Source organism: Pedobacter sp. A2324, assembly GCF_059693705.1.
Map to the genome: position 1 here is coordinate 746,401 of NZ_JCASSK010000003.1, position 25,485 is coordinate 771,885.

22 protein-coding genes are annotated in these 25,485 nt (G+C 39.6%); 19 read left to right on the top strand and 3 right to left on the bottom strand.

Annotated elements, in window-relative coordinates:
• Positions 1-326 precede the first annotated feature (326 nt).
• The 6 genes from AC570I_RS12420 to AC570I_RS12445 all read left to right on the top strand — a co-directional run bounded on the left by AC570I_RS12420 (position 327) and on the right by AC570I_RS12445 (position 10,602).
• Positions 327-1,487 (top strand): efflux RND transporter periplasmic adaptor subunit, encoded by a 1,161-nt coding sequence (locus AC570I_RS12420; protein ID WP_047798996.1) that lies wholly within the window; start codon positions 327-329, stop codon positions 1,485-1,487.
• Between the two features lie 49 nt (positions 1,488-1,536).
• Entirely contained in the window at positions 1,537-4,719 is a 3,183-nt protein-coding gene (locus AC570I_RS12425) for an efflux RND transporter permease subunit (RefSeq protein ID WP_497405668.1), read from the top strand.
• A gap of 10 nt (positions 4,720-4,729) precedes the next feature.
• Positions 4,730-6,130, top strand: a complete 1,401-nt coding sequence (locus AC570I_RS12430; RefSeq protein ID WP_497405669.1) for an efflux transporter outer membrane subunit — start codon at positions 4,730-4,732, stop codon at positions 6,128-6,130.
• A 317-nt stretch (positions 6,131-6,447) separates the two neighbouring features.
• The gene (locus tag AC570I_RS12435; protein ID WP_497405670.1) at positions 6,448-9,339 is read left to right on the top strand and encodes a DEAD/DEAH box helicase; all 2,892 of its coding nucleotides are present in this window, start codon (positions 6,448-6,450) and stop codon (positions 9,337-9,339) included.
• A 97-nt stretch (positions 9,340-9,436) separates the two neighbouring features.
• Positions 9,437-9,754, top strand: coding sequence for a YgaP family membrane protein (locus AC570I_RS12440; protein WP_053058346.1), 318 nt, complete (start codon positions 9,437-9,439; stop codon positions 9,752-9,754).
• A 65-nt stretch (positions 9,755-9,819) separates the two neighbouring features.
• Positions 9,820-10,602 carry a 3-keto-disaccharide hydrolase gene (locus tag AC570I_RS12445; RefSeq protein WP_053058347.1) on the top strand — a complete coding sequence of 261 codons (783 nt, stop codon included), beginning with the start codon at positions 9,820-9,822 and terminating at the stop codon, positions 10,600-10,602.
• A 66-nt stretch (positions 10,603-10,668) separates the two neighbouring features.
• Here AC570I_RS12445 and aat read toward each other — a convergent pair whose 3' ends face one another.
• A complete protein-coding gene (gene aat / locus AC570I_RS12450; RefSeq protein WP_497405671.1) occupies positions 10,669-11,301 on the bottom strand; it encodes a leucyl/phenylalanyl-tRNA--protein transferase in 633 nt (210 codons plus the stop codon).
• Between the two features lie 74 nt (positions 11,302-11,375).
• Between aat and AC570I_RS12455 the strand changes: the two genes are divergently transcribed.
• The 5 genes from AC570I_RS12455 (at position 11,376) to AC570I_RS12475 (ending at position 17,520) form a co-directional block, all read left to right on the top strand.
• Entirely contained in the window at positions 11,376-12,818 is a 1,443-nt protein-coding gene (locus tag AC570I_RS12455; RefSeq protein ID WP_497405672.1) for a DUF1800 domain-containing protein, read from the top strand.
• Between the two features lie 37 nt (positions 12,819-12,855).
• On the top strand, positions 12,856-14,055 hold the full coding sequence (locus AC570I_RS12460; RefSeq protein ID WP_047799003.1) for a DUF1501 domain-containing protein: 1,200 nt from the start codon (positions 12,856-12,858) through the stop codon (positions 14,053-14,055).
• Between the two features lie 110 nt (positions 14,056-14,165).
• Complete coding sequence (locus AC570I_RS12465; protein WP_047799004.1) at positions 14,166-14,741, top strand: pentapeptide repeat-containing protein; 576 nt, start codon at positions 14,166-14,168, stop codon at positions 14,739-14,741.
• 106 nt (positions 14,742-14,847) lie between these two features.
• A complete protein-coding gene (locus AC570I_RS12470) occupies positions 14,848-15,138 on the top strand; it encodes an iron chaperone (protein WP_497405673.1) in 291 nt (96 codons plus the stop codon).
• A gap of 90 nt (positions 15,139-15,228) precedes the next feature.
• Positions 15,229-17,520, top strand: a complete 2,292-nt coding sequence (locus AC570I_RS12475; RefSeq protein WP_497405674.1) for a Tex family protein — start codon at positions 15,229-15,231, stop codon at positions 17,518-17,520.
• Positions 17,521-17,577: 57 nt separating this feature from the next.
• Here AC570I_RS12475 and AC570I_RS12480 read toward each other — a convergent pair whose 3' ends face one another.
• Positions 17,578-18,657, bottom strand: a complete 1,080-nt coding sequence (locus tag AC570I_RS12480) for a mechanosensitive ion channel family protein (protein WP_497405675.1) — start codon at positions 18,655-18,657, stop codon at positions 17,578-17,580.
• A 131-nt stretch (positions 18,658-18,788) separates the two neighbouring features.
• On the opposite strand from AC570I_RS12480, the gene pnuC reads away from it, so the two are divergent.
• The 8 genes from pnuC (at position 18,789) to frr (ending at position 24,860) form a co-directional block, all read left to right on the top strand.
• The gene (gene pnuC, locus AC570I_RS12485; RefSeq protein WP_497405676.1) at positions 18,789-19,460 is read left to right on the top strand and encodes a nicotinamide riboside transporter PnuC; all 672 of its coding nucleotides are present in this window, start codon (positions 18,789-18,791) and stop codon (positions 19,458-19,460) included.
• 143 nt (positions 19,461-19,603) lie between these two features.
• The gene (rplM, locus tag AC570I_RS12490) at positions 19,604-20,047 is read left to right on the top strand and encodes a 50S ribosomal protein L13 (protein WP_047799009.1); all 444 of its coding nucleotides are present in this window, start codon (positions 19,604-19,606) and stop codon (positions 20,045-20,047) included.
• A 3-nt stretch (positions 20,048-20,050) separates the two neighbouring features.
• Positions 20,051-20,437 carry a 30S ribosomal protein S9 gene (rpsI, locus tag AC570I_RS12495; RefSeq protein WP_047799010.1) on the top strand — a complete coding sequence of 129 codons (387 nt, stop codon included), beginning with the start codon at positions 20,051-20,053 and terminating at the stop codon, positions 20,435-20,437.
• Positions 20,438-20,455: 18 nt separating this feature from the next.
• A complete protein-coding gene (rpsB, locus tag AC570I_RS12500; protein WP_047799011.1) occupies positions 20,456-21,289 on the top strand; it encodes a 30S ribosomal protein S2 in 834 nt (277 codons plus the stop codon).
• Between the two features lie 131 nt (positions 21,290-21,420).
• On the top strand, positions 21,421-22,266 hold the full coding sequence (gene tsf / locus AC570I_RS12505) for a translation elongation factor Ts (RefSeq protein ID WP_047799012.1): 846 nt from the start codon (positions 21,421-21,423) through the stop codon (positions 22,264-22,266).
• Positions 22,267-22,403: 137 nt separating this feature from the next.
• Entirely contained in the window at positions 22,404-23,498 is a 1,095-nt protein-coding gene (nagA, locus tag AC570I_RS12510; protein ID WP_497405677.1) for an N-acetylglucosamine-6-phosphate deacetylase, read from the top strand.
• A 60-nt stretch (positions 23,499-23,558) separates the two neighbouring features.
• Positions 23,559-24,263: a UMP kinase gene (gene pyrH / locus AC570I_RS12515; protein ID WP_047799014.1), complete on the top strand. Its 705-nt coding sequence runs from the start codon at positions 23,559-23,561 to the stop codon at positions 24,261-24,263.
• Positions 24,264-24,296: 33 nt separating this feature from the next.
• On the top strand, positions 24,297-24,860 hold the full coding sequence (gene frr, locus AC570I_RS12520) for a ribosome recycling factor (protein WP_497405678.1): 564 nt from the start codon (positions 24,297-24,299) through the stop codon (positions 24,858-24,860).
• Positions 24,861-24,927: 67 nt separating this feature from the next.
• On the opposite strand, the gene AC570I_RS12525 is transcribed toward frr, so the two are convergent.
• A complete protein-coding gene (locus tag AC570I_RS12525) occupies positions 24,928-25,458 on the bottom strand; it encodes an OmpA family protein (protein WP_497405679.1) in 531 nt (176 codons plus the stop codon).
• Positions 25,459-25,485 lie beyond the last annotated feature (27 nt).

Below are 25,485 nucleotides of genomic sequence, written 5' to 3' on the forward strand. Positions count from 1 at the left end.
CTTAATATGGAGTAAAAAACCAACATCGGTTGCAATAAATAACATACAATACAGCCTCCCTTAACATTCCTTAACATCTGTCTCAAGATAATTACACACTCCTTTTTTGGGTGAAAAATAGATTAACACTCTATAAAACAGTGGATTAAAACTCTTTCTAGCAATTAAAACGCGTAAAATAAATCAATCGATTGATTAAATGACAAAATTTGGACGATCTTATTTTTTTTTAGGCTTTATTTTTGGGCAGAAATCAGGCAGTCAAAAGGCAAATTTTGATGACGTTTTCAATCCGGAAAATAATTTAACACACACAAGAATACTCCATGAGAAAAGTAACAACTCTCTTTTTTAGTATGAGCATTGGTATGCTTTTGGCATCATGCGGAAACAAAGATGCAAAAAACGCAGCTGCACCAGCTGGCCCTCAGGCTTACCCGGTCTTCACTGTAAAAAGCCAGACAACAGAACTCAACTCTGATTATCCTGCAACTATTGAAGGAATTCAGAATATCGACATCCGTCCAAAAGTCGACGGGTTCATCCAGAAAATATTAGTAGATGAAGGTGCGGTCGTTAAGAAAGGGCAATTGCTATTCACCATCATGGCACCGCAATACGAACAGGAAGTAAGAACTGCTAAAGCGGCAATCAGCAGTGCAGAGGCAGATGTGTTTGCAGCACAGCTACAGGTAAACAAAACAAAACCGCTTGTTGAAAAAGACATCATCAGCAAATATGACTTAGACGCTGCTCAGTTAACCTTGCAAAGCAAAAAAGCGGCTTTGGCACAGGCAAAGGCTACACTGGCTAACGCTCAGGTAAATTTAGGCTATACCTCTATCACTAGTCCGGTTGACGGAATAGTAGGTAGCATTCCTTACAGAAACGGAAGTTTGGTAAGCAGTACAAGTACTGAACCGCTAACCACAGTTTCAAACACCTCTAAAGTTTATGCTTATTTCTCACTCAATGAGAAGCAATTATTGGATTTTTCCAAAACCTATAAAGGTAATACCCTGGCTCAACAAATGTCGAACATCCCGGCAGTGAGTTTAGTTCTCGCTGACGGAACAGTATATGCACAAAATGGTAAAATAGAATCCATAAACAGCCAGATTAATACCAACACTGGTTCAGCGAGTTTAAGGGCAACATTTCCAAATCCTGTTGCGCTTTTGAAGTCAGGAGGTAGTGCATCTGTTCGCATCCCGCAACATGTCGAAAATGCCATTCTGGTTCCTCAAAAATCTACAATCGACCTTCAGGGCAAGAAATTTGTCTATATTTTAGGTGATTCATCCAAGATCATTAGCACCGAGATTCAGATCATGGATTTGGCAAAAGATAAGTTTTACGTAGTAACCAAAGGATTGAAAGCAGGCGATAAGATCGTACTTGAAGGGTTTCAGTCGCTTAAAGACGGTGCTAAAATTAAACCGGAAGAACAAAGTGCTGATTCAGTATATGCTGATATCAAAAAATAAATAATATAGTCAGTGCAATCACACCCATAAAGTGTAATCAATATTAATTATGTTTAAAAAATTCATAGAAAGACCGGTTCTATCCACGGTTATATCCATCATCATCGTAATTCTCGGTGTTTTAGGTCTAGCCACACTACCGGTTTCACAATATCCGGAAATCGCACCTCCAACCGTGCAGGTTTCTACCTCCTACCAGGGAGCGAATGCCGATGTGGTAATGAACAGTGTAGTCGTTCCACTGGAAGAACAAATCAATGGTGTTGAAGACATGACTTACATGACTTCGACGGCCAGTAATGATGGTACGGCCACTATAACCATTAACTTTAAGCTGGGTACCAATCCTGATCTGGCTGCGGTAAACGTGCAGAACAGGGTAGCCAGAGCAACAAGTTTATTGCCAGCCGAGGTAACCAAGTCGGGGGTAATCACTGCCAAAAGACAAGCGAGTAATGTATTGATCTTCGGTCTTTATAGTGATGATCCGTCATATGATCAAAAGTTCTTACAGAACTATGCAAATATCAACATCATCCCACAAATAAAGCGTATTAATGGTGTGGGAGATGCAAGTGCATTTGGTACCCTGGATTATACCATGCGTATATGGTTAAAGCCTGATGTTATGGCAACATACGGGCTGGTTCCAAGTGACGTTAATACTGCCCTGGCTGACCAGAATGTAGAGGCTGCTCCCGGACAGTTTGGTGAGCAGGGTGACCAGGCATTTCAGTATACTTTGAAATACACCGGTAGGTTAAAAGACGAAGCGCAGTTTGGAGACATCATCATCAAAACTGATGCGAACGGACAAATTCTTCGTTTAAAAGATATTGCCAGAATCGAACTTGGTGCACAAAGCTATGCAAGTTCTGTTAAATTTAACGGGAAGCAGGCGCTTGGTATAGCCATTAACCAAACCGCTGGTTCAAACGCAAAGGAAGTAATCGAGAATTCGATCAACACACTTGATGAAGCCCAAAAATCCTTTCCGAAAGGAGTTCATTACTCTACGTTAGTTAACGTTAACGACTTTCTGGATGCTTCGATTGAAAAGGTAATTCATACCTTAATTGAAGCATTTATACTGGTGTTCCTGGTGGTATTTATCTTTCTGCAAGATTTTAGGTCGACACTAATCCCTGCCATTTCCGTTCCGGTGGCGATTGTAGGTACATTCTTCTTCCTCAGCTTATTTGGCTTTACAATCAATTTACTAACCCTTTTCGCCCTCGTGCTGGCTATTGGTATTGTAGTGGATGATGCGATCGTTGTAGTTGAGGCTGTACACGCAAAACTGGATGAAGGTTACACGGATGCGAAAAAAGCAACCATTGATGCCATGGATGATATCAGTGGAGCCATTATTTCCATCACACTGGTTATGGCTGCGGTGTTTATTCCGGTGAGTTTCATTTCAGGTTCATCCGGGGTATTCTATAAGCAGTTTGGATTAACCCTTGCAATCTCTATTATTCTATCAGCAATCAATGCACTAACTTTAAGTCCTGCACTCTGTGCACTATTCTTAAAACCTCATGGAGATGACCATGATAAAAAGAAAAACTTCTTAGACCGTTTTTATGCTGCATTTAATACTTCTTTTGATGCAGTTACCAACAAGTATAAAAAGTCCGTAAGTTTCTTGTCGCATGCAAAATGGATTGTAGGGGTAGCAATTGCATTTTTTACCATTGTTTTGGTATGGACAATGAATACCACGCCTAAAGGTTTCGTACCCAATGAAGATTTAGGAACAATCATGTCTGACATATCTTTACCAGCAGGTACTTCTCAGGAAGAAACGAACATCATCATTGCAAGAATCGATAGTATTGCCCACGGAATTCCGGAGATTAAAAATACATTGAGGGTTGTTGGTAGAAGTATGATTAGTGGTTCGGGAAGTTCCTATGGTATGGTAATTTCAAGGTTAAGCCCATGGGATGAGCGCAAAGGACGTGATGTAAAAATCATTATTGGAGAGCTTTTTGCCAAAACGGCTAACATCAAGGGTGCTAAAATCATCTTCTTTGCCCCGCCAACCATTCAGGGTTTTGGTACCAGTGGTGGTTTTGAATTTCAGTTACAGGATAAAACCGGCGGCGACATTAAAAAGTTTAATGACATTGGCAATGGCTTCCTGGCGGCATTGAGCAAAAGACCGGAAATCCAATATGCGTCAACGTCCTTCAATCCCAATTTCCCTCAATATCAAATTGATGTAAATGTGGCAAAAGTAAAACAGGCTGGTTTAACTGTTGCTGACGTACTGGGAGTAATGCAAGGCTATTATGGTGGGGTATATGCTTCCAACTTTAATAAATATGGAAAGCAGTTCCGCGTAATGTATCAGGCCGATGCACAGTATCGTTCTAACGAACAAACTTTAACCCGCATTTTTGTTAAAAATGGCTCCGGACAAATGGCACCAGTTTCTGAGTTCATTACATTAACCAAAGTTTATGGTCCCCAAGCCATCTCCCGCTTCAACTTATTCACCTCTATTTCAGTTACCGGTAACCCTAATGCAGGATACAGTTCAGGTGATGCTTTAAAAGCAGTTCAGGAAGTTGCGGCTGAGAGTTTACCTGCAGGATATGGCTATGAGTTCTCTGGTTTATCGAGAGAGGAAATTAGCGGAGGTAGTCAGACTGTCTTTATCTTCTTACTGTGTATCATTTTCGTATACTTTTTACTGGCAGCTCAGTATGAAAGTTATATCCTGCCACTTGCGGTGCTTATCTCTCTTCCGGTAGGACTTGCCGGCGTGTTTGTGTTCGATAAGATTTTCGGAGTGGATAACAACATCTATACGCAGATTACCCTGATTATGCTTGTAGGTCTATTGGCTAAAAATGCGATTTTGATCGTTGAGTATGCAGTAGACAGAAGAAGGAAAGGTATGAGTATCATCAATGCAGCTATTGATGGAGCAACGGCACGTTTACGTCCAATCCTGATGACCTCATTTGCATTTATCTTAGGTTTATTGCCCTTGATGTTATCATCAGGAGTGGGTGCTTCAGGAAATAAATCTATTGGTACTGGTGCTGTAGGTGGTATGTTAGTGGGTACACTATTCGGAGTATTTGTTATCCCGGCATTGTTTATCATCTTCCAGGGCCTTCAGGAACGAATCAGTAACAAGTCGCCATTTGAAGATGGGATTGAAAAAGAGCAAACACCGGAAGAATACGAACTGGCAACAGCTAAGAGTAAACACTAATTTTAAAACAATGAAATTCAGATATAAGCATTCCATCTTAATCGGTTTTACCATCCTTACCTTTAGTGCTTGTGTAACTAAAAAGTATACCAGCCCACAAGTTGTCAGTGAAGGTTTATACCGGGATAATAATACCACAGACACCATAACCATGGCTGATATGCCATGGAAAAATTTGTTTTCTGATACTACATTACAATCACTAATTCAGCAGGGCTTAAATCAAAACTTAGATTTAAAACAAGCGATTGAGCGTATAAAAATCTCAGAGGCTACCTTAAGACAAAGTCGCGCCTCATTATTACCAAGTTTACAGGCTGATGTTTCAGTTACAGATGCTAAGCAGGCAGCTGCAGCATTAAACTTTCCTTCCGGAATCAATATCAATCTGGAAACCCAGACTTATAAGGCCGCATTAAGCACCGCATGGGAAGCCGATATCTGGGGAAAATTAAGTAGTGCCAAACGTTCAGCTTATGCAGCTTTATTACAAAGTGATGCAACTAAACGTGCAGTACAAACCCAGCTCATTGCAACTATTGCCAATAGTTATTATAATTTGCTTGCATTAGATAAACAACTTGCCATCACTGTGCAAACTGTAAAAATCAGAACTCAGGATGTGGAAACTATGAAAGCGCTGAAAGAAGGAGCTGTAGTTAACGGTGCATCTGTAGTACAGAGTGAAGCGAACTTATATGCCGCTCAAGTGACTATTCCTGATCTAAAGAGAAGTATCAAAGAGGCCGAAAATGCATTGAGTATTGTACTTGCAAAAGCTCCGGAAAGTATCAATCGTACAAATATAGACGCGCAGGTACCCTTTGCCAATCTGCAGACTGGTGTATCAGCGCAGTTATTAAAAAATCGTCCGGACGTTATTGCTGCAGAATTTGGATTTAGATCAGCCTTCGAAAACACAAATGTTGCGAAGGCCTATTTCTATCCGGCTTTAACATTAACCGCATCGGGAGGTTTAACTAGTTTACAATTGAGCAACTTTTTTGATAACTCTATCTTCTATAGTTTAGTTGGTGGATTAACACAGCCTATCTTTGCAAAAGGAGCAAATAAAGCCCGTTTAACTACTGCTCAGGCAAATCAGCAAATTGCTTTCTATACCTTTCAGCAAACACTTTTAACAGGCGGACAGGAAGTTTCAAATGCATTGTATGCTTATCAAACCGCAGCAGAAAAAGAAGAAACAAGAGCAAAACAAATTGCCTCATTAACTAAAGCGGTAGACTTTACCAAAGAGTTATTACGTTACAGCTCTGCTACAAATTATACAGACGTTTTAACATCAGAGCAGAGTTTACTAACTGCACAGTTGAGTGGTATAAACGACAAATTACAAAAACTACAGGCAGTTGTTGAACTATACCGCGCCTTAGGTGGTGGCTGGAAATAAGCACAAGATCCTAAAGTATATAAAGCCATCCCATACATTCGGATGGCTTTCTTGTTTAAGCAGGTTTCACTTACAAAACGGTTAAAATAGCTGCATCTGCCTGGTTAGGTGGGTGTCTGTGAAAAAGTCAGAATTAAAGAAATATATGATGCATCACGTAATCAATAATTTTAGTCATCGGCAATGCAAAGGTATAGCTGCGGACCGGCATAAGATTTTTAGTTCCAAATGGCCTGCGTTTTTTGATGTATTACTAAAATATTGTAAGTTTAAAGTTTTTTAAGCGGCTTAGCTTCTAAAAATTTTTATCCACCCCAATGTTACGCGTCGATAGTTCTAAACCATGTAAAATTGTATACTCTTTGTGCAAACATGAGTACCTGGGCTATTTAATTGAACCCCATATTGTTCAACTAAATCCACAGGGTGATTTTTCTTTTACCTATCAGCGAATTTTCACGCATACTGCGGCAGAGTTTTCCGGATGTTTAACCGAAATTGATTTTAAGCTAATCAGGATATTAGATGATATCGAACAGGACTCATTGATTAAAAAATACTACAAAAAGTTAATCAGACCTACCGAGTTCTTTGCTAAAATTTTTGATGATAAGTTTTATGAAAGCGTTAGACCTAAGATCGAAAAAAAACTGGCTGAAGCGCTTGAGATTCTAAAAACTAAAGATGCACTGTACATCATGGATAAGGATGGCTGGCCTGTAGAGCGCAAAATAGAACTGGCTTCAGAACCCGCATCAATCTTATTTCACTTCCGTCGCAATGAAACGGAAACAAGATATTTCCCTACCATAAAATATAAAAATCTTCGGATCGAATTTATGTTCAGGGAAGCGCAGATTGTGAGCAATAAGCCAGCCTGGTTGTTGCTTGACGATATTTTATATTTTTTCGATCAGGAAATTGAGGGTAAAAAACTTCAACCCTTTTTGGCCAAACGCTACATTGCAATTCCAAAGTCTACAGAAGCTACTTATTTTGAAAAATTTGTAGCACCCCTGATCGAGAAACACCATGTATATGCTGAGGGATTTGAGATTAGAACGGAGCAATTTGAAGCAAAACCCATTCTGAAAGTTTTTTATGTAGATGGAGGATTGTCACAAATTCAGCTTTATTTCAAATATGGCGAATATACTTTTTCAGTTGAAAATGTACATAAGGTTACTGTACGTTTAGAAAAAACCGCAGACAATTATATTTTTCACAGAATCAAAAGATCAGCAGAGTGGGAAAAAAAACAGTTCAATCTACTCTTATCACTTGGATTAAAAAAAACCAGTACCCTTTTGCACAATCTCGAGGTAGCTCACCAGGATGAAAATCCAAGTTATGCGGCCATCAACTGGGTAAATGAACATATAGAAACGCTGGAAGCTTCAGGGTTTGAGATTGAGCAGGCCACCGGACAGAAACGGTTTGTTTTTGGAATAAGCAAAATAGACCTGGAAGTTAAGGAAGCAAACGACTGGTTTGACATCAATGCAGTAGTGTGGTTTGGAAAATATCAAATACCATTTTTATCTTTAAAGCAGCATATTTTACATAAACGCAGGGAGTTTTTATTACCTGATGGAGAAGTTGCCATTATCCCGGATAAATGGTTTACACAATATGGTAGTCTATTCAGCCTTGCAGATTCAGGAGCCAGTATGAAGCTTAAAAAACATCATATCGGTTTGATCAATGATCTTGCAGAAGATAGTTTGGCAAATGTAACCCTTGAGCGTAAACTTCAGCGTCTTTCTGATTTTGAAGATATCGCAGATATGCAGATGCCTGCACATTTTAAGGGCAGTCTGCGCGATTATCAGAAAGCAGGCTACAATTGGTTTAGTTTCCTGCGAGAATACAATTTTGGAGGCTGCCTTGCCGATGACATGGGATTAGGTAAAACTATTCAGACGCTGGCCATGCTGCAAAAGGTCAAAGAAGATGAACAGGCAATAAATGCCCAAAGCACTTCGCTGATCATTATGCCAACATCTCTCATCTATAACTGGCTTACTGAAGCAAAAAGGTTTACCCCAAAATTGAAAATACTGGCCCACACGGGTTCAAACCGCAATAAAGACATCGCAAACTTTGCTAAATACGATATCGTTATTACCACATACGGGGTAACCCGAGTAGATGCTGATAAATTGAAGAACTTCTACTTCAACTACATCATACTTGATGAAAGTCAAAACATTAAAAATCCATCCTCGAAATCTTTTAAATCTGTCAGAAGTTTAAAGTCAAGGCATCGATTGATTTTGAGTGGTACACCTGTCGAAAACTCCGTAGGAGATCTATGGTCACAGCTAACGTTCCTCAACCCAGGCTTGCTGGGCACACAAGCTTTCTTCTACGAAGAGTACGTACAAGCCATAGAAAAAAAGAAAGACGAAGACAAGGCCCGAAAACTGCAGTCAATCATTAAACCCTTTGTACTTCGACGCACGAAGGAACAAGTGGCCGCCGAACTGCCGCCTAAAACTGAACAGATAATTTACTGCAATATGAGCGAGGATCAGGCCAGTTATTACGAAAAAACCAAGTCCGCCTATCGTAATGATTTATTGCAAAGTATGGACGACGGTACATTTGCACAGAACCAGGTTCAATTACTTCAGGGCCTCACGGCTTTAAGACAACTGGCTAACCATCCTGTGATGATTGATGATGGTTATGTGTCTGATTCAGGCAAATTTGAGAATGTGATTCATACGCTTGATAACGTGCTGAAGGGCGGACATAAGGTTTTAGTTTTCTCCCAGTTTGTAAAACACCTAGACATATTTAAAAAACACTTTCAAAGAGAAAACATCCCATTCGCTTACCTGGATGGAGCGACGCGTAACCGTGGAGAAATAGTGGCAGAATTCCAGCAAAATACGGAGCTTAAGGTATTTTTAATTTCTATAAAAGCAGGCGGTGTGGGATTGAATTTAACACAGGCTGACTATGTGTTCATTCTTGATCCATGGTGGAACCCGGCAGTTGAACAGCAGGCAATTGACAGGACTCACCGCATCGGGCAGGATAAAAAAGTCTTTATCTATAAGTTTATTGCCAAAGATACTGTCGAAGAAAAAATCCTCGCCTTACAGAACAGGAAGAAGTCGCTCGCCAGCTCGCTCATCACAACTGAAGAAAGCTTCTTCAAATCTTTAAGTAAAGAAGATATCAGGGACATCTTGAATTAAGGTTTCAGAAATTCGCCAAGATCATGATTGCAATCAAGAAAAGAAAAACTCATTTTCATTTCTCTTGTTATTAACTCATAACATAAATACAACAATCATGATAAACGAAGAATTGAATACAACATTAAACAATGTTAAAGAAGCCTGGAAATATCCTGAATTATTTGAAAATGTTTCCAGTTCTGAGCGATGGCTTTCTGGTGCCGCAGGTGGGTATTTATTATTAAAAGGCATTACCAGTATTTTTTCTCACCCGGTAATTGGTTTAACCAGTGCTGCAATCGGGGCCGGATTACTATATCGTGGTATAACAGGTTATTGTCCGCTAAAAGATTTGGCCGAGCAAAGAAGCCTGGAAGATGTTGTGGATGAAGTTCTGGTAACAGAAACCGTTGTTGTAGATAAGCTGGGGTAAAATTTTAAATACGAAATTTCCATTTCTTATAAAACTGGTTAACTTTAGAAAGTTAACACACCATTATGAGCAAATACGCACTATTACTGATCCCAACATTTTTTGCCGTACAATCAATGGCACAAGATAAAAAAACTGACCCGGCCAACGATCCAAAAACCACAGAGGTTTGGGAACCGGTACCAAAAGTTATTTCACCAGGTAAGCTTCCTCAAGATGCGCCTTCGGATGCTATTGTCCTTTTCGACGGTAGAAATCTTGATGCATGGCATTCTGTTAAAGATCCGTCAAAACCGGCAGCATGGACAATTGATGATGGTTTCTTCACAGTTAAGAAAGGAACAGGTAATATCGAAACCAATAAAAAATTCACCGACTATCAGCTGCATTTAGAATGGAAAATTCCGGCAAATATATCTGGTGAAGGACAGGCAAGGGGAAACAGCGGTGTATTTTTAGCATCAACAGGCCCAGGTGATGATGGATATGAAATCCAGATTATGGATAATTTTAGCAATAAAACTTATGTAAATGGCCAAACGGGAAGTGTTTATAAACAGGCAGTTCCTTTAGCTAACGCGAATAAAAAACCAGGCGAGTGGCAGTATTATGATATTATCTGGAATGCACCACGTTTTAATGAAGACGGTACGGTTAAAAAACCTGCTACTGTAACCTTGTTTTTAAATGGGGTACTTTTGCAAAATAACTATGTGTTAAAAGGACAAACCAGATATATTGGCGCGCCTGAGTATAAAAGCCATGGGGCTGCATCCATCAAATTGCAAGACCATGGTGATCCAAGTCCAGCCATCAGTTTTAGAAACATCTGGGTAAGAGAACTCTAGCCTAAACTAAAATAAAAAAAGCCTTACAATTGTAAGGCTTTTTTTATTATTTGGCTAAAATCCACGTTATTGCGCATGTAAAATCTGTTCGTACACATCACGGCTAATCATTTCTGCACCCATGCTCATCAGGTGATCATTTGGCAATTGACAATCGATCAATTCGATATTGAGCTGGGACAAATAAATAAGCGCCGATTTGGAAGCATTACTCACCTTACTAAACATACTTTCGCCACAAAAAACCTGATTAATCTTTACCCCGTATAAGCCGCCAACCAGCTCATCATCCTGCCAAACTTCCACGCTGTGCGCATAGCCGTTACGGTGTAGATCAATGTAGGCCTGTTGCATCTCTGAGGTAATCCAGGTTCCGTCCTGATCTTTACGGGGCGACGTAGCACAGTTTAAAATTACATCCTCAAAAGCCTGGTTTAGTGTAAATCTGAAAAGCTGCGCACTTAAGGTTTTTCTCATGCTTTTACTTACCTTGATCTTGTCAGGATATATCACACACCTTTGATGTGGAGAGTACCAGAGGATGGGATCTCCTTCGCTAAACCAGGGAAAAATCCCATTGCTGTAGGCATTTAGTAAACGCTCCAGACTTAAATCACCCCCTATCGCCAATAAACCATCCTCTTCGGCAAGTGAAGGTTCGGGAAAACCGGGTTCATTTTCATCGAGTTGGAAAAACATATGCGAAAATAAGAAAGAAAACAAACTTTAAACCCTTACGTTTAATAAGAGTCTTACAGTTTAAATCGTAGATTATGAGCACTAAAGATAATTTCATCAAAGTTAAGCACCTTTATAACAGAGCTGGTTTTGGCATATCTTATTCTAATTTACAGAAACTCAGTAAAAAAAATATCCATAAAGTAATTGATGGGCTTTTGGAAGAGCCAAAAGAAGATGATTCATTAAAACTTGTTGATGAATCTGAAGAAAAACGTCAACTGCTGGTACAGGCAGGACTTTATGCAAAAAAAGACCTCAACGATGAGGAAAAAAAAATGCGTCAGGAAATTATCCGCATGCAGAATGAGATCAGCAAGGATTTAAACATTGCCTTCATTAGCAAAATGATTAATACTGAGCATCCCCTGCGGGAAAAGATGACCCTGTTTTGGCACGGACATTTTGCCTGTCGCAGCAACAATCCAATGTATGCACAACAGCTTAATAACATCCAGCGTAAACATGGTTTAGGCAGTTTTAAAACTCTGCTGGTAGAGGTTTCCAAGTCTCCAGCCATGCTCAATTACCTGAATAATCAACAAAACAAAAAAGGCAAGCCTAATGAAAACTTTGCCCGGGAGCTAATGGAACTTTTTACGTTAGGCAGAGGAAAGTATAGCGAGCAGGACATTAAAGAATCGGCACGCGCTTTTACCGGATGGAGCTATGATAAAGACGGAACATTCATCTTCAGAAAAAATCAGCATGATGAAGGGACTAAAACTTTTTTTGGAAAGGTAGGTAATTTCGAAGGCGAGAATGTCATAGACATCATTCTGGAAAAGCCCGAAACGGCTGAGTTCATTGCAAGAAAAGCTTATAAATTTTTTGTGAACGACACCCCTGATGAAACGCATGTAAAAGAATTAGCCTCACATTTCTACAATTCCAAATATGATATCAGCGAACTCATGAAAAAGATGTTCAGTGCTGACTGGTTCTATAATTCTGAAAACGTGGGTACTAAAATTAAATCACCGGCAGAGTTTCTGGTAGGCTTGAGCCGCGAATTCTTTGTTACCTACAATAAACCCACTGTATTGATTCAGCTCCAAAGCAGTCTTGGCCAATATTTATTTAATCCACCGAATGTAGCGGGATGGCCAGGTGGACAAAGCTGGATCGACAGTTCATCATTAATGCTGAGGATGCGCATCCCTTCATTAGTATTGAATGATGGGGAAATAGATTTCAGTGGTAAAGCCGACCCTGAAGATGAGGCCGTAATCGCACTGAGTCGCGCAGGCACCAATAATGCAAATGCTTCGGCCAAACCAAAGTCTTATGTAAATGCAAACGCCAACTGGCCTAAGTTTTTAAGTACGCTACCCCGTGGTTTAACCCCGCTTGCGCTAACGGAATTTTTGCTGCAACCCAGGTTAAATGATAAGATAACTAACATGGTAAGCGATAACAAAGGACTGAGAAGTACAGCCGTCGAAATTACGAGCATGCCAGAATATCAACTTTGCTAATTATTCAGGTACTCATCATTCACTAAAGAACAAAGAGATGGACAGAAGAAACTTTTTAAGAAATACAGGATTTGTAGCGGCAGGTTCATTGTTTGTACCTGCTTTCATGAAGCCTTTAGAGGCGATGGCTTTAGACGAACTTAGCCTTTATAAAAATTTAGTTGTCGTTCAACTCTCCGGTGGTAATGACGGCCTTAACACGGTTGTTCCGCATGGAAACGACATCTATTATCAGAAAAGGAGAAGCATTGCCATTAAACCAGAGGAAGTTCTAAAGCTAAATGACATGCAAGGGCTAAATCCAAATATGAAAGCCCTGCAGGAAATTTATGATCAGGGCTGGATGACCATTATCAATGATGTGGGCTACCCCAACCCCGACCGCTCCCATTTCCGCTCCATGGATATCTGGCAAACAGGAAGTGATAGTAACCAGTTCTTATCAACCGGATGGATCGGCAGATATTTAGACAGCAACTGCCAGACCTGCAAATTTCCTTATACTGCCATTGAAGTTGATGATTCGCTTTCACTGGCATTAAAAGGACAAAGTAAAAAAGGAATAGCACTCAAAGACCCTGCTTCTTTATTTCGCAACACCAATGATCCTTTTTTTAAAGCCATGCTGCAAAGCGAAAAAGAACATTTGGATGAAGATAATCTCGGCTATTTATATAAAACCATGATTGAAACACAATCCTCGGCCAGCTACATTCAAAATACCTCAAAAATTTATCAGTCCAAATCTATCTATCCTGCTTCAGGTTTTGCCAATCAGTTAAAAACAGTATCCAAGTTTATTTCGTCAGGACTAAAAACACGTGTTTATTATGTTTCTCTAAGTGGTTTCGACACCCACGTTAACCAGATTAACCAGCAAGGAAACCTACTCAAACAGTACAGTGAAGGCATGGCCGCATTCTTAAAGGACTTGAAAACAAATAATAAGTTGGATGACACCCTGGTGATTACCTTTTCTGAATTTGGGCGCCGCGTTGAGCAAAATGCAAGTAATGGGACCGATCATGGAACCGCAAATAACATGTTCATCTTTGGCGGCAAACTGAAAAAACAAGGCATATTCAATGATGCCCCAAATTTAAGTGATTTAGATACAGGAGATTTGAAATATCAACTTGATTTCAGACAAGTTTACGGAACCATATTAGACAAATGGCTTGATGTGAACAACGCAGATATTTTGAATAAAAAATTTAATACACTTGATTTTATATAAGTGAGATTCATCTTGTAATTATTATTTATACAATAAAAATAAAAGCAGTTTTTCTATCGGCGTTTAAGATTTAGAAGAATCTCTATCTTAGCAGGCACAAAAGCCGATATATGTCCGTAAACTACATTGCTGATCAAACATTCGATAAACAAGATTTTACCTTAAGACCTGTTCCAAAAGCAGAATACGAAGGGTGCAGCTTTATAAGCTGTAATTTTTCAAATTCCGATCTAAGTGGAGTCAAATTTCTAGATTGCAGCTTCACTTCCTGTAACCTTAGCTTAGCCAGCCTAATAAAAACTGTTTTCAGCGATGTATCGTTCAAAGACTGCAAAATGCTTGGTTTACGCTTCGAAAACTGTAATGATTTCGGTCTGGCTTTCAGCTTTGATAACTGCAAATTAGATCATTGCTCCTTCTATAAGCTTAAACTTAAAAAAACCACTTTTAAAAACGCCCAACTTCACGAAGTAGATTTTTCTGAATGCGATTTATCAAGTTCCGATTTTCAAAATTGCGATTTACTTCAATCAACCTTCGATAAAACAATTTTAGAAAAGGCAGACTTCCGAAGCGCATATAATTACTCCATAGATCCTGATAACAATCGCCTCAAAAAAGCAAAGTTTTCAAAATCAGGTTTAGCGGGACTTTTGCATAAATACGATCTTCAGATCAGCGAATAGCATCAACATTTTTTGTATTTTCACTTAACAATGTTAATGTTATGGAAAAACAGAACCAACGACAATCGACGAATATATTGCGCTCTTCCCTGCAAAAACACAGGAAATGCTGCAGCAGGTTCGCCGGGCCATTCGTCAGGCTGTTCCCGAAGCCCGGGAAGTGATCAGTTATAAAATGCCGGCCTTTAAGCAAAATAAAGTACTGGTATATTTTGCTGCCTATAAAAAACATATCGGCTTCTATCCTACCGGTTCTGGGATTGAAGCATTTAAAAATGAATTTGGAGATTATAAATGGAGCAAAGGCGCAGTTCAGTTCCCAATTGATAAGCCTATCCCATTAGATTTGATTAGTAGAATATCAAAATTCAAAGCAGAAAGGGATCAGACTTCATAAATTTACTCACAAATTTCAGTGGAAAACTTCATTTTAAAAATCCTGAAATACAGTAAATCCTGATTAGCTTTGCCGCATTAATTTTTGAATATGTTAGCTCATTATAAAATAATCGCAGCAGAATTAAAGGTTGCAGAGAAACAAGTTACAGCGACAGTAAACCTATTGGACGAGGGCGCGACGGTGCCTTTTATCTCCCGGTACCGTAAGGAATTAACCGGAAGTCTGGACGAGGTTGAAGTTGCCGCCATCCGGGACAGGGTTTTGCAGTTACGTGACCTGGACAAACGCAGAGAGGCCATTTTGAAGTCTATGACCGAACTGGGCAAGCTAACACCAGAACTTGAACAACAGATTAATGAAGCCGAGACCATCTCGCTTTTAGAAGACATTTATCTTCCTTATAAACCTAAGCGTAAAACGCGCGCTTCAGTGGCAAAAGAAAAAGGTCTGGAACCATTGGCCCTAAAGATCTTTGACCAACAAAATTTCGATTTAGACACTATAGCTAATCAGTTTATAGATAGTGAAAAGGGGGTGAACTCCCCGGAGGAAGCACTAGCTGGTGCCAGAGATATTATTGCTGAAATGATATCGGAAAATGCGGATGCCCGTACTAAAATGCGTACCTATTTCCAGGAGAAAGCAACCTTTAAATCTGAGGTCATCAAAGGCAAAGAAGAAGAAGGCATCAAATATAAAGACTACTTTGAGTGGAATGAGCCAGTAAAAACAGCTGCTTCACACCGGGTTCTGGCTATGCGGCGTGGAGAAAAAGAACTAATCTTGCGTTTAGATGCATTGCCGCCTGCAGAAGATGCCATTAGTATTCTGGAAGCCCAATTCATACAAGGAAACAATGCGGCCTCGAAACAGGTTCAACAAGCTTTGGAAGATGGTTATAAAAGACTGTTAGAACCGGCAATGGAAACAGAACTTCGCGTGCTTACCAAACAAAGAGCAGATGAAGAAGCTATTCGGGTATTCGCTGAAAATGCGCGACAACTTCTGCTTGCGGCGCCAATGGGCCAAAAGAACGTATTGGCAATTGATCCTGGATTTCGGACAGGCTGTAAGGTAGTCTGTTTAGATAAGCAAGGTCAGTTACTGGAAAATACTGCCATTTACCCGCATACGGGCCAGGGGAATGTTAAAAATGCAGAAACTGTCATTCAACAACTTTGTCAGAAATATAATATTGAAGCCATTGCTATTGGAAACGGAACGGCTGGCAGAGAAACCGAATCATTTATCCGCAGTTTGAACTTGCCAAATGTAACCATCGTCATGGTAAATGAGAGTGGTGCTTCCATTTACTCAGCATCCGAGGTGGCAAGGGAGGAATTCCCGACCCAGGATATAACGGTACGTAGTGCCGTATCAATTGGCCGGCGTTTGATGGATCCGTTAGCCGAACTGGTAAAAATAGATCCAAAATCCATTGGTGTTGGGCAGTATCAGCATGATGTAGACCAGAATAAGCTGCAGGCCAGTTTGGATGACACGGTAATTAGTGCTGTGAATGCAGTTGGGGTAGAGCTCAATACCGCTTCCAAACAAATTTTGGCTTATGTATCAGGCTTAGGGCCAACTTTAGCTCAAAATATAGTAGACTACCGGAATACAAACGGAGCTTTCAAAAACCGCGAAAGTTTGAAAAAGGTTCCCCGCCTGGGCGACAAAGCCTACGAACAAGCGGCAGGTTTCCTCCGCATCCGCAATGCAGAAAACGCATTGGATACCAGTGGTGTACACCCTGAGCGTTACAATGTAGTAGATAAAATGGCCAAAGATCTGGGTACAACTGTTTCTGCCTTAATGAAAGATCCACAGTTGCAAAAACAGATTAAGCCACAGCAATATGTTACCGAACATATCGGCTTGCCTACTTTAAACGATATTCTCAAAGAACTGGCTAAACCCGGTCGCGACCCGCGCGAACAGTTTGAAGCCTTTAGCTTTACAGATGGCATAAACGCAATAGCAGATCTTAGGGTAGGAATGAAACTTCCGGGTATCGTAACCAACATTACTAATTTTGGGGCTTTTGTTGATATAGGGGTACATCAGGATGGCCTGGTTCATACCAGTCAGCTGGCCAATAGATTTGTAGCCAATCCTAACGATATTGTAAAAGTGCATCAAAAAGTAGAAGTAACGGTGATGGAAGTTGATCCAGCCAGGAAAAGAATTTCTCTTTCGATGAAAACTGAGGCTAGTCCGAAGGCCGCGGGTCAAACCCGCGAGCCGAAACAGCAGCAAAAACCAAAGCAAGATTATAAAGCAAATCCAAAACAGAGTTTTAAGCCTCGTAATGAACCAAAAGATGCTGAGGGTGACTTGCAGGAAAAGCTTGCAAAGTTAAAAGGCATGTTTAAATAAATTTATTCACCACCTCAGGCATCTTTGGCTACATATGTAGGTGCCTGAGGCGGTGAATTATATGTTATCAAATTTATCCTTGAACGCTAATCTTTTCTTCGGTAAACTTTCAGGATAGTTACTTTGGATAAAGGCGATCATCGCCTCTCGGATATTACAGCGTAAATCGAACGCCCGTGAGGAATTGGAAGCGCTCATTAAAAAGCGAACCTCAATTGATCCGTCTTTTGTACTGTCAGTAACTTGAACAACATTTACCCGTTTATCCCAAAGCGGATTCAAATCAAGTAGCTTGGTCATCTCCTGACGGAGCGGCTCGATTGGTATAGTATAGTCGAGGTATAAAAAAACAGTCCCCAATAAATCCGCCGAAACCCTGGTCCAGTTCTGAAACGGCTTTTCAATAAAATATGTTATGGGTAATATTAAACGTCGTTGGTCCCAAATATTGACTACAACATAGGTCAAGGTAATTTCTTCAACTTTCCCCCATTCCCCTTCAACAATTAATACATCATCAATCCTGATGGGCTGTGTAAAGGCAATCTGAAAACCAGCTAACAGGTTTCCCAATGATTTCTGAGCCGCAAATCCAATAATAATACCACCAATTCCAACACCTGTAAGTAGCCCTGCTCCGATTTTTCGCATGCTTTCAAAGCTGAGGAGAATAATAGCAGCAGTAATGAGGATGATGAGTGAAACGATAAACTTTCTTACAAACTGAAGCTGCGTTCTTATTTTTCGTTCTTTTAAGTTATTCTCTTTGTTGAGATCATATTTCAGATAGAAAAAATCCTCCAGAATGTTAATCAGCCGAACCAGAATCAATGCAAAATTTATCGTTAGCGCAATTTCCAGGGCTTTATCCAATGGTAACCTGATGCCTGCCGGCATCACCATAATATCCAGAGAAGAGTTTAGCAATAGCAACGGAATAAACAAAGCCACTGGTCTGCGCAGGTGCTTGATTGTCGATTTGATAATGATAAAATCCCACCACCTTGATAGCAACAAAAAGAGTTTGTGAATGAGAAACCTTAGTAATATCCCAATTAGAATCGCCACAACACCAATAATAATGTTCTTTAAAAACAGCGGGACAGGATAACCGAAAATATTATCTAAATAATGCATTTAAGAAATTTGTTGGTTAATGATGAGGTGAACTCCATGCGATATTTTACTAACACCAGGGGCTTATTTTTGTTTTTAGAACCAGCAGACTCAGGTAATTATTTTCTACTTTAGACATTCAATTACCGAAGATGGATTTTTTTAACTCCCACAGCATATTTTTCAAAGTACTTGGCTATCCCCTGAGTTACCTGGAGTTTTTCGCAGTACTTACTGGGATACTATCGGTGATATTGTCGGCCAGAGCAAGTATTTGGAGCTGGCCTGCAGGAATAGTAAATGTTTTCCTCTCTGCTTTCTTTTATTATCAAATCCAGCTTTATCCGGATATGTTTTTAATGGTTTTCTTTTTCATTACGAACATTATAGGATGGTGGCGATGGGCAAATCCGAAGCCGCAAGAAGCTGATCAGAGAAAACAGCTGAAGGTAAGTTTTATGCCGCCGAAACAATTCCTGATCTGGCTCGCTGTTGGTGTAGCCGGAACCCTATTGGTCGGTACTTTAGCCAGTCACCTGCACAACTGGTTTCCCCTGCTGTTTAATTTACCAAGCGCATATCCTTTTGTAGATTCGTTTATTTTAGTGATGAGTGTGATTACGACATTACTGATGATTGAGAAAAGAATAGAATGCTGGATAATATGGTTATTGATTGATGTTGTAGCAACTTACTTGTATTTTTTAAAAGGGGCTAAATTTTTCGGAATTGAATACTTTATCTTTACTATTATAGCAGCATTTGCCTTATGGAACTGGATAAAGGAGTACAGAAGCTATAATAAAAGTGTATCAGATTTTTAAAATCACAAATTGTAACCGCGGAAATGGCAAACAGTGCCAAAAAAAATCACCTCAACTATTTGATAATAAAAGTATTTAATCTATCTTTGCAGTCCCAAATTTAATGGGAATAATAAATTGTTTAATAAATTAAATACAAGCAAGTGAATACGTTAAGTTACAAAACTGTCTCGGCCAATGCGAAAACTGTTAACAAACAGTGGATTGTTGTTGATGCGCAAGGCGAGATTTTGGGGCGCTTGTCATCGAAGATCGCTATGATCATCCGTGGTAAAAACAAGCCTGAGTACACCCCACACGTAGATTGCGGAGATAACGTTATCGTTATTAATGCAGACAAGGTTAAATTGACAGGAAACAAATTCAGCGAAAAGCAATATGTTTCTTATACTGGTTATCCAGGTGGTCAACGTTTTATCTCTCCAAAAGAGTTAATGGCGAAACACCCTCAACGTGTAATCGAGAAAGCGGTACGTGGTATGTTACCGAAAACTAAATTGGGTAAAAAATTATACACCAATCTTTTTGTGTATGCTGGTGAAAACCACCCTCATGCAGCTCAATCTCCAAAAACCATTAAACTTTAAGAAATGTCAGTTACTAACACTTCAGGAAGAAGAAAAACAGCTGTTGCACGTATCTACTTAAAAGACGGTGCTGGAGCAATTACCGTTAACGGTAAAGACCACAAAGTATATTTCCCAACTTTACCTTTGCAATATATCGTAAACCAGAGTTTAGAAGTTTCTGAGCTTGCAGGTCAATATGATATTACTGTAAACGTTAAAGGCGGTGGAGTAAAAGGACAAGCAGAAGCTGTTCGTTTAGCTATTGCTAAAGCGATTGTTGAACTAGATGCGGATAAAAAACCTGCATTACGTGCTAAAGGCCTGGTAACGCGTGATATGCGTATGGTTGAGCGTAAGAAACCAGGACGTGCTAAAGCTCGTAAGAAATTCCAATTCAGTAAACGTTAATCACAGGAGGCAAAGACAATGGCAAGAACAACTTATCAAGACTTATTGGATGCAGGTGTACACTTTGGTCACCTTACCCGTAAATGGAATCCAAAAATGGCTCCTTACATTTTCATGGAGCGTAATGGAATTCACATTATAGATTTAAATAAAACCTTAACTAAAACTGAAGAAGCTGCGGCTGCGATTAAACAAATCGTAAAATCAGGACGTAAAGTTTTATTTGTTTCAACAAAAAAACAAGCAAAAGGAATCGTAGCTGAGCAAGCTAAAAAAGTAAACATGCCTTTCGTAACTGAACGTTGGTTAGGTGGTATGTTAACTAACTTTGCTACAGTACGTAAGTCAATCAAAAAGATGTCTAACATCGATAAAATGACTAAAGACGGTACTTATGCGATCTTATCTAAAAAAGAGCGTTTAATGATCCAACGTGAGCGTATTAAATTAGAATCACTTTTAGGTGGTATCGCTGATTTAAACCGTTTACCTGCAGCTTTATTCTTAATTGATGTTAAGAAAGAGCACATCGCGGTAACTGAAGCGTTGAAATTAAACATCCCTACTTTTGCGATGGTTGATACTAACTCTGATCCTTCTAACATCGATTTCCCAATTCCTGCGAATGATGATGCTACAAAATCTATCTCTTTAATTACTGATGTAATTATCAAAGCGATTGAAGAAGGTTTAGATGAGCGTAAACGCGAAAAAGATGATGAAGCTGAAAAAGAAGCTGTAGCAGTTAAAGCTGCTGCTGATGCTCCTGAATCGAAAGAGCCAAGACGCAAAAAAGCTGCTGAAGCGGAAGTTGAAGCATCTTCATCAGAAGAAACTAAAACAGAAGAATAGTCATATTTTTTAAATTACAGGTTACTGGTTTCAGGTTTTAAGTTGGCTTAACATGAGTTTAACTTGGCACTTGTAACTTGTAACCTGTAGTTGTTATAAACAAGATTGTAAATTTTTAAAAAAGAAATAAAATGTCTACAGTACAAATTACTGCCGCAGATGTAAATAAACTACGCCAACAAACTGGTGCTGGTATGATGGATTGCAAAAAAGCTTTAGTTGAAGCTAATGGCGATTTCGAAGCAGCTGTTGATTTATTGCGCAAAAAAGGTCAAAAAGTATCTGCCGCCCGTTCTGGTAATGCTACTTCTGAAGGTCTGGTATCAATCGCTGTTTCAGCTGACGGTACAAACGGTAAATTAGTTGCTTTAGCTTGCGAAACTGAACCAGTTTCTAAAGTAGAAGATTTCCGTAATCTTGCTCAAGCTGTTTTAGCTGCAGCTGTTGCTAACAATCCTGCTTCTGCAGAAGAATTATCAGCTATTGCATTAGAAGACGGACGCACGGTTGCTGAAACTATTACTGAACTAACTGGTAAAATCGGTGAGAAAATCGTTATCCAGGAATATGCAAATATCTCTGGCGAAAAAATCGTTTCTTACATTCACTCGAACGGTAAAATGGGCGTTTTAGTAGTATTCGAAGGTGCTAATGGCGCAGATATTACTGAAGCTGGTAAAGATGTTGCAATGCAGATTGCGGCAATGAACCCGGTTGCTGTTGATAAAGATGGTGTTGATCCGGCTACAATCGAGCGCGAAATTGAAATCGCTAAAGATGTAATCCGTCAGGAAGGTAAACCAGAAGAAATGGTAGAAAAAATCGCTGCCGGTAAATTGAATAAATTCTACAAAGACAGTACTTTATTAAACCAGGAGTTTGTGAAAGATAGTTCGGTAGATGTTCGTAAATTTTTAGATAACACCGCTAAAGGTTTAACAGTAACGGCTTTCAAACGTGTTCAATTAGGTGCATAGGCATCCCTAAACATATTAAAAGGTTCCAAGAAATTGGGACCTTTTTTTTTGTCCAAAATTATACAGAATCTTTTTGACATTCATTGCCACACATTTTATCCTGAACTGATTAACTTTAGGATCTATACAAAACACCTATGCTTAATATTTCAAATGCAAAGTATTACCGTGATGATACTATAAACTATGCCAAACGCATAGCTATAGAAGATGGAAAAATTACCTCAATCGAGAGTGCAGAGTCTATAAATCCTGAATATCTGGTTGTTCCAGGGTTCATCGACTTACAGATATATGGTGCAGGAGGAAGGCTTTTCTCAGCTGAGCCAACCATTGAATCACTGACCATTATGGAGGATGATTTGTTAAGAAAGGGAACTACCGGATTTTTGGCCTGTATGGCAACAAACTCTCCTGAAGTTTTCAAGGAGTGCATTAATACAGCAAAATCCTTTGCAAAACAGGCCCGGAATTTCCTTGGCTTGCACCTGGAAGGGCCCTATTTAAATCCTAAACGATTGGGTGCACACATACCCGAATTCGTACGTAGGGCCAGCTTAGATGAGATAAAAGAATTACTGGACCGCGGAGATGGGGTAATCAAAATGATGACCATCGCTCCTGAATGTCAGGATGAAAAAGTCATACAATATTTACTGGATAATAACGTCCTTGTTTCTTTAGGCCATAGTGATGCAAGCTTTAGTGAAGCCACCATAGCATACGATAATGGAATCAAAACCACCACTCACTTATTCAATGCGATGAGCCCCGTTCATCACCGTAAACCTGGAATTCCAACCGCCTTTTTTAATCACCAAAAGGCCATGGCGAGTATCATAGTTGATGGAGAACACCTGGACTATGAAGTAGTTAAAATTGCCTACAAATTATCAAAAGGACGACTGTTCCTCATCACAGATGCAGTTACGCCCTGCAACATACCACCATACCAACATATCCAGAAAGACAATAAATTCGTAATGCCTGATGGTACGCTTTCAGGCTCATCATTAACGATGTTAAAGGCACTTCAAAACTGCGTAAATCACTGCAATATTGAGGTACCTGAGGCAATCAAAATGAGCAGTCTTTATCCTGGAAAACTAATAGGTGGTGAGGAATATTCAGGAAGCATTGAAGTTGGAAGCGAAGCAAATCTTCTACTGCTGAATCAAAACCTCGAATTACAGCAAGTAATATTTAAGGGTGAAAGCATCTCAACGAAATAATTACATCAATTATTTAAAAGCATAGCTAGGTATTAAAAAAATGTTAATATTTTTGAAGTCATGAAATACAAACGCATCCTATTAAAGCTTAGCGGAGAATCGCTAATGGGCGACAAACAATACGGAATTGATAATGAACGTGTTAAGCAATATGCAGAAGACATCAAAGCAGTGCACGACAAAGGATTAGAAATTGCAATTGTTATTGGGGGTGGAAATATTTTCAGGGGCTTAAGTGCCGAAAAAAGCGGAATGGACAGGGCGCAGGCTGATTACATGGGTATGTTAGCCACTGTAATTAATTCGATGGCCCTTCAGGATGCACTGGAAAAAGTTGGGATTAAAACCAGGTTACTCACCGCGATAAAAATGGAGCAGATTTGTGAACCATTTATCCGCAGGCGTGCAGTACGTCACCTTGAAAAAGGACGTGTAGTAATTTTTGGCGCCGGAACAGGAAATCCTTATTTCACAACTGACTCTGCCGCTGCACTTCGTGCGATCGAAATCAAAGCCGATGCAGTATTGAAAGGAACCCGTGTTGATGGTATTTATACTGCAGATCCGGAAAAAGATCCTACAGCAACCAAATACGAAGAAATTTCTTTTAGAGAAGTTTACGCAAAAGGCTTAAACGTAATGGACATGACGGCCTTCACACTTTGTGAAGAAAACCAGGTTCCAATTATTGTGTTTGATATGAACAAGCATGGTAACTTCATGAAAATAGCCAACGGTGAACAAATAGGCACAGTGGTTAAATAATCTTAAAACTATTTCTATAGATATACACACATTATGAATGAGCTCATACAATTACAACTAATGGATGCACAATCTTCGATGGACAAAGCGATCGATCATTGTGAAGCCGAATTAACAAAAATTAGAGCTGGAAAGGCTTCTGCTGGTATGCTCGATGGAATTTTTGTTGACTACTATGGTGCAGCAACTGCATTGTCGCAAGTTGCAAGTATCAATACACCAGATGCACGGACCATTGTCATTCAACCCTGGGAAAAATCACTTTTAACTGCAATCGAAAAAGCTATCCAGGTGGCTAACATTGGCATCAATCCTCAAAATGATGGTATTGTAATCCGCTTAGTGGTACCACCGTTAACTGAAGAACGTAGAAAAGACCTGGTTAAAAAAGTAAAAGAAGAAGCTGAACGCGGACGGATCACTGTTCGTAATATCCGTAAAGATGCCAACAGCAAAATCCAGAGGCTAAAAGGCGAAGGCGTATCTGACGATGAGATCAAAACCGGCGAAGGAGAGGTACAAAAGCTAACCGACGCGTATATCATCAAAGTGGATAAACATGCCGAATTGAAAGAGAAAGATGTAATGACGGTTTAATTAAACTGCCTGATATAAAAAATGCCAGCTCAACAGCTGGCATTTTTTGTTTATAACAATAACGAAATTAGTTCTGAACCTTGATTTCCGTTCTTCTGTTCATTATCCTGCCTTCTTCTGTATCATTGCTGGTAATCGGCTCTTTCTCACCGTGACCAACAATGGTAAATTTATCTGCACTCAATCCGGCGTTTACAAAATAAGATTTTACAGCATTAGCCCTGTCGATGGATAACGACATATTATGCTCCGGAGTACCCTCTGCTGAAGAATGTCCGTTTAACACGAATTTTGTATTGGGAGATTTTTTCATCTCACTTACCGCTTTATCAAGAATAGAGAATGAAGAAGTTTTTAATACAAATGAATTGAATTCAAACTGAATATTATCTAAATTAAAATCAGGCTTCTGAACTGGTGCCGCTTCTTCAACTTCTTTCTCTACAGGTGCTGTTTTTTTGGTTTCCACAGGCGGAGTTGGTTTTGCAACAGGCGCAGGTGCAGGCTTGGCAACCATCTTTTTTGTTTTACAAGAATACATGCTAATGGTGAGCAATCCGGCAATTAACGTAAGGAAGATTTTTTTTGTGAAATTCATTTTTTAATGGGTTTTAGATTTAAATTG

Excerpts from the sequence above, each read along its gene's own strand:
- AC570I_RS12420 (WP_047798996.1), top strand. The coding sequence starts at position 327 with ATGAGAAAAGTAACAACTCTCTTTTTTAGTATGAGCATTGGTATGCTT.
- AC570I_RS12425 (WP_497405668.1), top strand. The coding sequence starts at position 1,537 with ATGTTTAAAAAATTCATAGAAAGACCGGTTCTATCCACGGTTATATCC.
- AC570I_RS12430 (WP_497405669.1), top strand. The coding sequence starts at position 4,730 with ATGAAATTCAGATATAAGCATTCCATCTTAATCGGTTTTACCATCCTT.
- AC570I_RS12435 (WP_497405670.1), top strand. The coding sequence starts at position 6,448 with ATGTTACGCGTCGATAGTTCTAAACCATGTAAAATTGTATACTCTTTG.
- AC570I_RS12440 (WP_053058346.1), top strand. The coding sequence starts at position 9,437 with ATGATAAACGAAGAATTGAATACAACATTAAACAATGTTAAAGAAGCC.
- AC570I_RS12445 (WP_053058347.1), top strand. The coding sequence starts at position 9,820 with ATGAGCAAATACGCACTATTACTGATCCCAACATTTTTTGCCGTACAA.
- aat (WP_497405671.1), bottom strand. The coding sequence starts at position 11,301 with ATGTTTTTCCAACTCGATGAAAATGAACCCGGTTTTCCCGAACCTTCA.
- AC570I_RS12455 (WP_497405672.1), top strand. The coding sequence starts at position 11,376 with ATGAGCACTAAAGATAATTTCATCAAAGTTAAGCACCTTTATAACAGA.
- AC570I_RS12460 (WP_047799003.1), top strand. The coding sequence starts at position 12,856 with ATGGACAGAAGAAACTTTTTAAGAAATACAGGATTTGTAGCGGCAGGT.
- AC570I_RS12465 (WP_047799004.1), top strand. The coding sequence starts at position 14,166 with ATGTCCGTAAACTACATTGCTGATCAAACATTCGATAAACAAGATTTT.
- AC570I_RS12470 (WP_497405673.1), top strand. The coding sequence starts at position 14,848 with ATGCTGCAGCAGGTTCGCCGGGCCATTCGTCAGGCTGTTCCCGAAGCC.
- AC570I_RS12475 (WP_497405674.1), top strand. The coding sequence starts at position 15,229 with ATGTTAGCTCATTATAAAATAATCGCAGCAGAATTAAAGGTTGCAGAG.
- AC570I_RS12480 (WP_497405675.1), bottom strand. The coding sequence starts at position 18,657 with ATGCATTATTTAGATAATATTTTCGGTTATCCTGTCCCGCTGTTTTTA.
- pnuC (WP_497405676.1), top strand. The coding sequence starts at position 18,789 with ATGGATTTTTTTAACTCCCACAGCATATTTTTCAAAGTACTTGGCTAT.
- rpsI (WP_047799010.1), top strand. The coding sequence starts at position 20,051 with ATGTCAGTTACTAACACTTCAGGAAGAAGAAAAACAGCTGTTGCACGT.
- rpsB (WP_047799011.1), top strand. The coding sequence starts at position 20,456 with ATGGCAAGAACAACTTATCAAGACTTATTGGATGCAGGTGTACACTTT.
- tsf (WP_047799012.1), top strand. The coding sequence starts at position 21,421 with ATGTCTACAGTACAAATTACTGCCGCAGATGTAAATAAACTACGCCAA.
- nagA (WP_497405677.1), top strand. The coding sequence starts at position 22,404 with ATGCTTAATATTTCAAATGCAAAGTATTACCGTGATGATACTATAAAC.
- pyrH (WP_047799014.1), top strand. The coding sequence starts at position 23,559 with ATGAAATACAAACGCATCCTATTAAAGCTTAGCGGAGAATCGCTAATG.
- frr (WP_497405678.1), top strand. The coding sequence starts at position 24,297 with ATGAATGAGCTCATACAATTACAACTAATGGATGCACAATCTTCGATG.
- AC570I_RS12525 (WP_497405679.1), bottom strand. The coding sequence starts at position 25,458 with ATGAATTTCACAAAAAAAATCTTCCTTACGTTAATTGCCGGATTGCTC.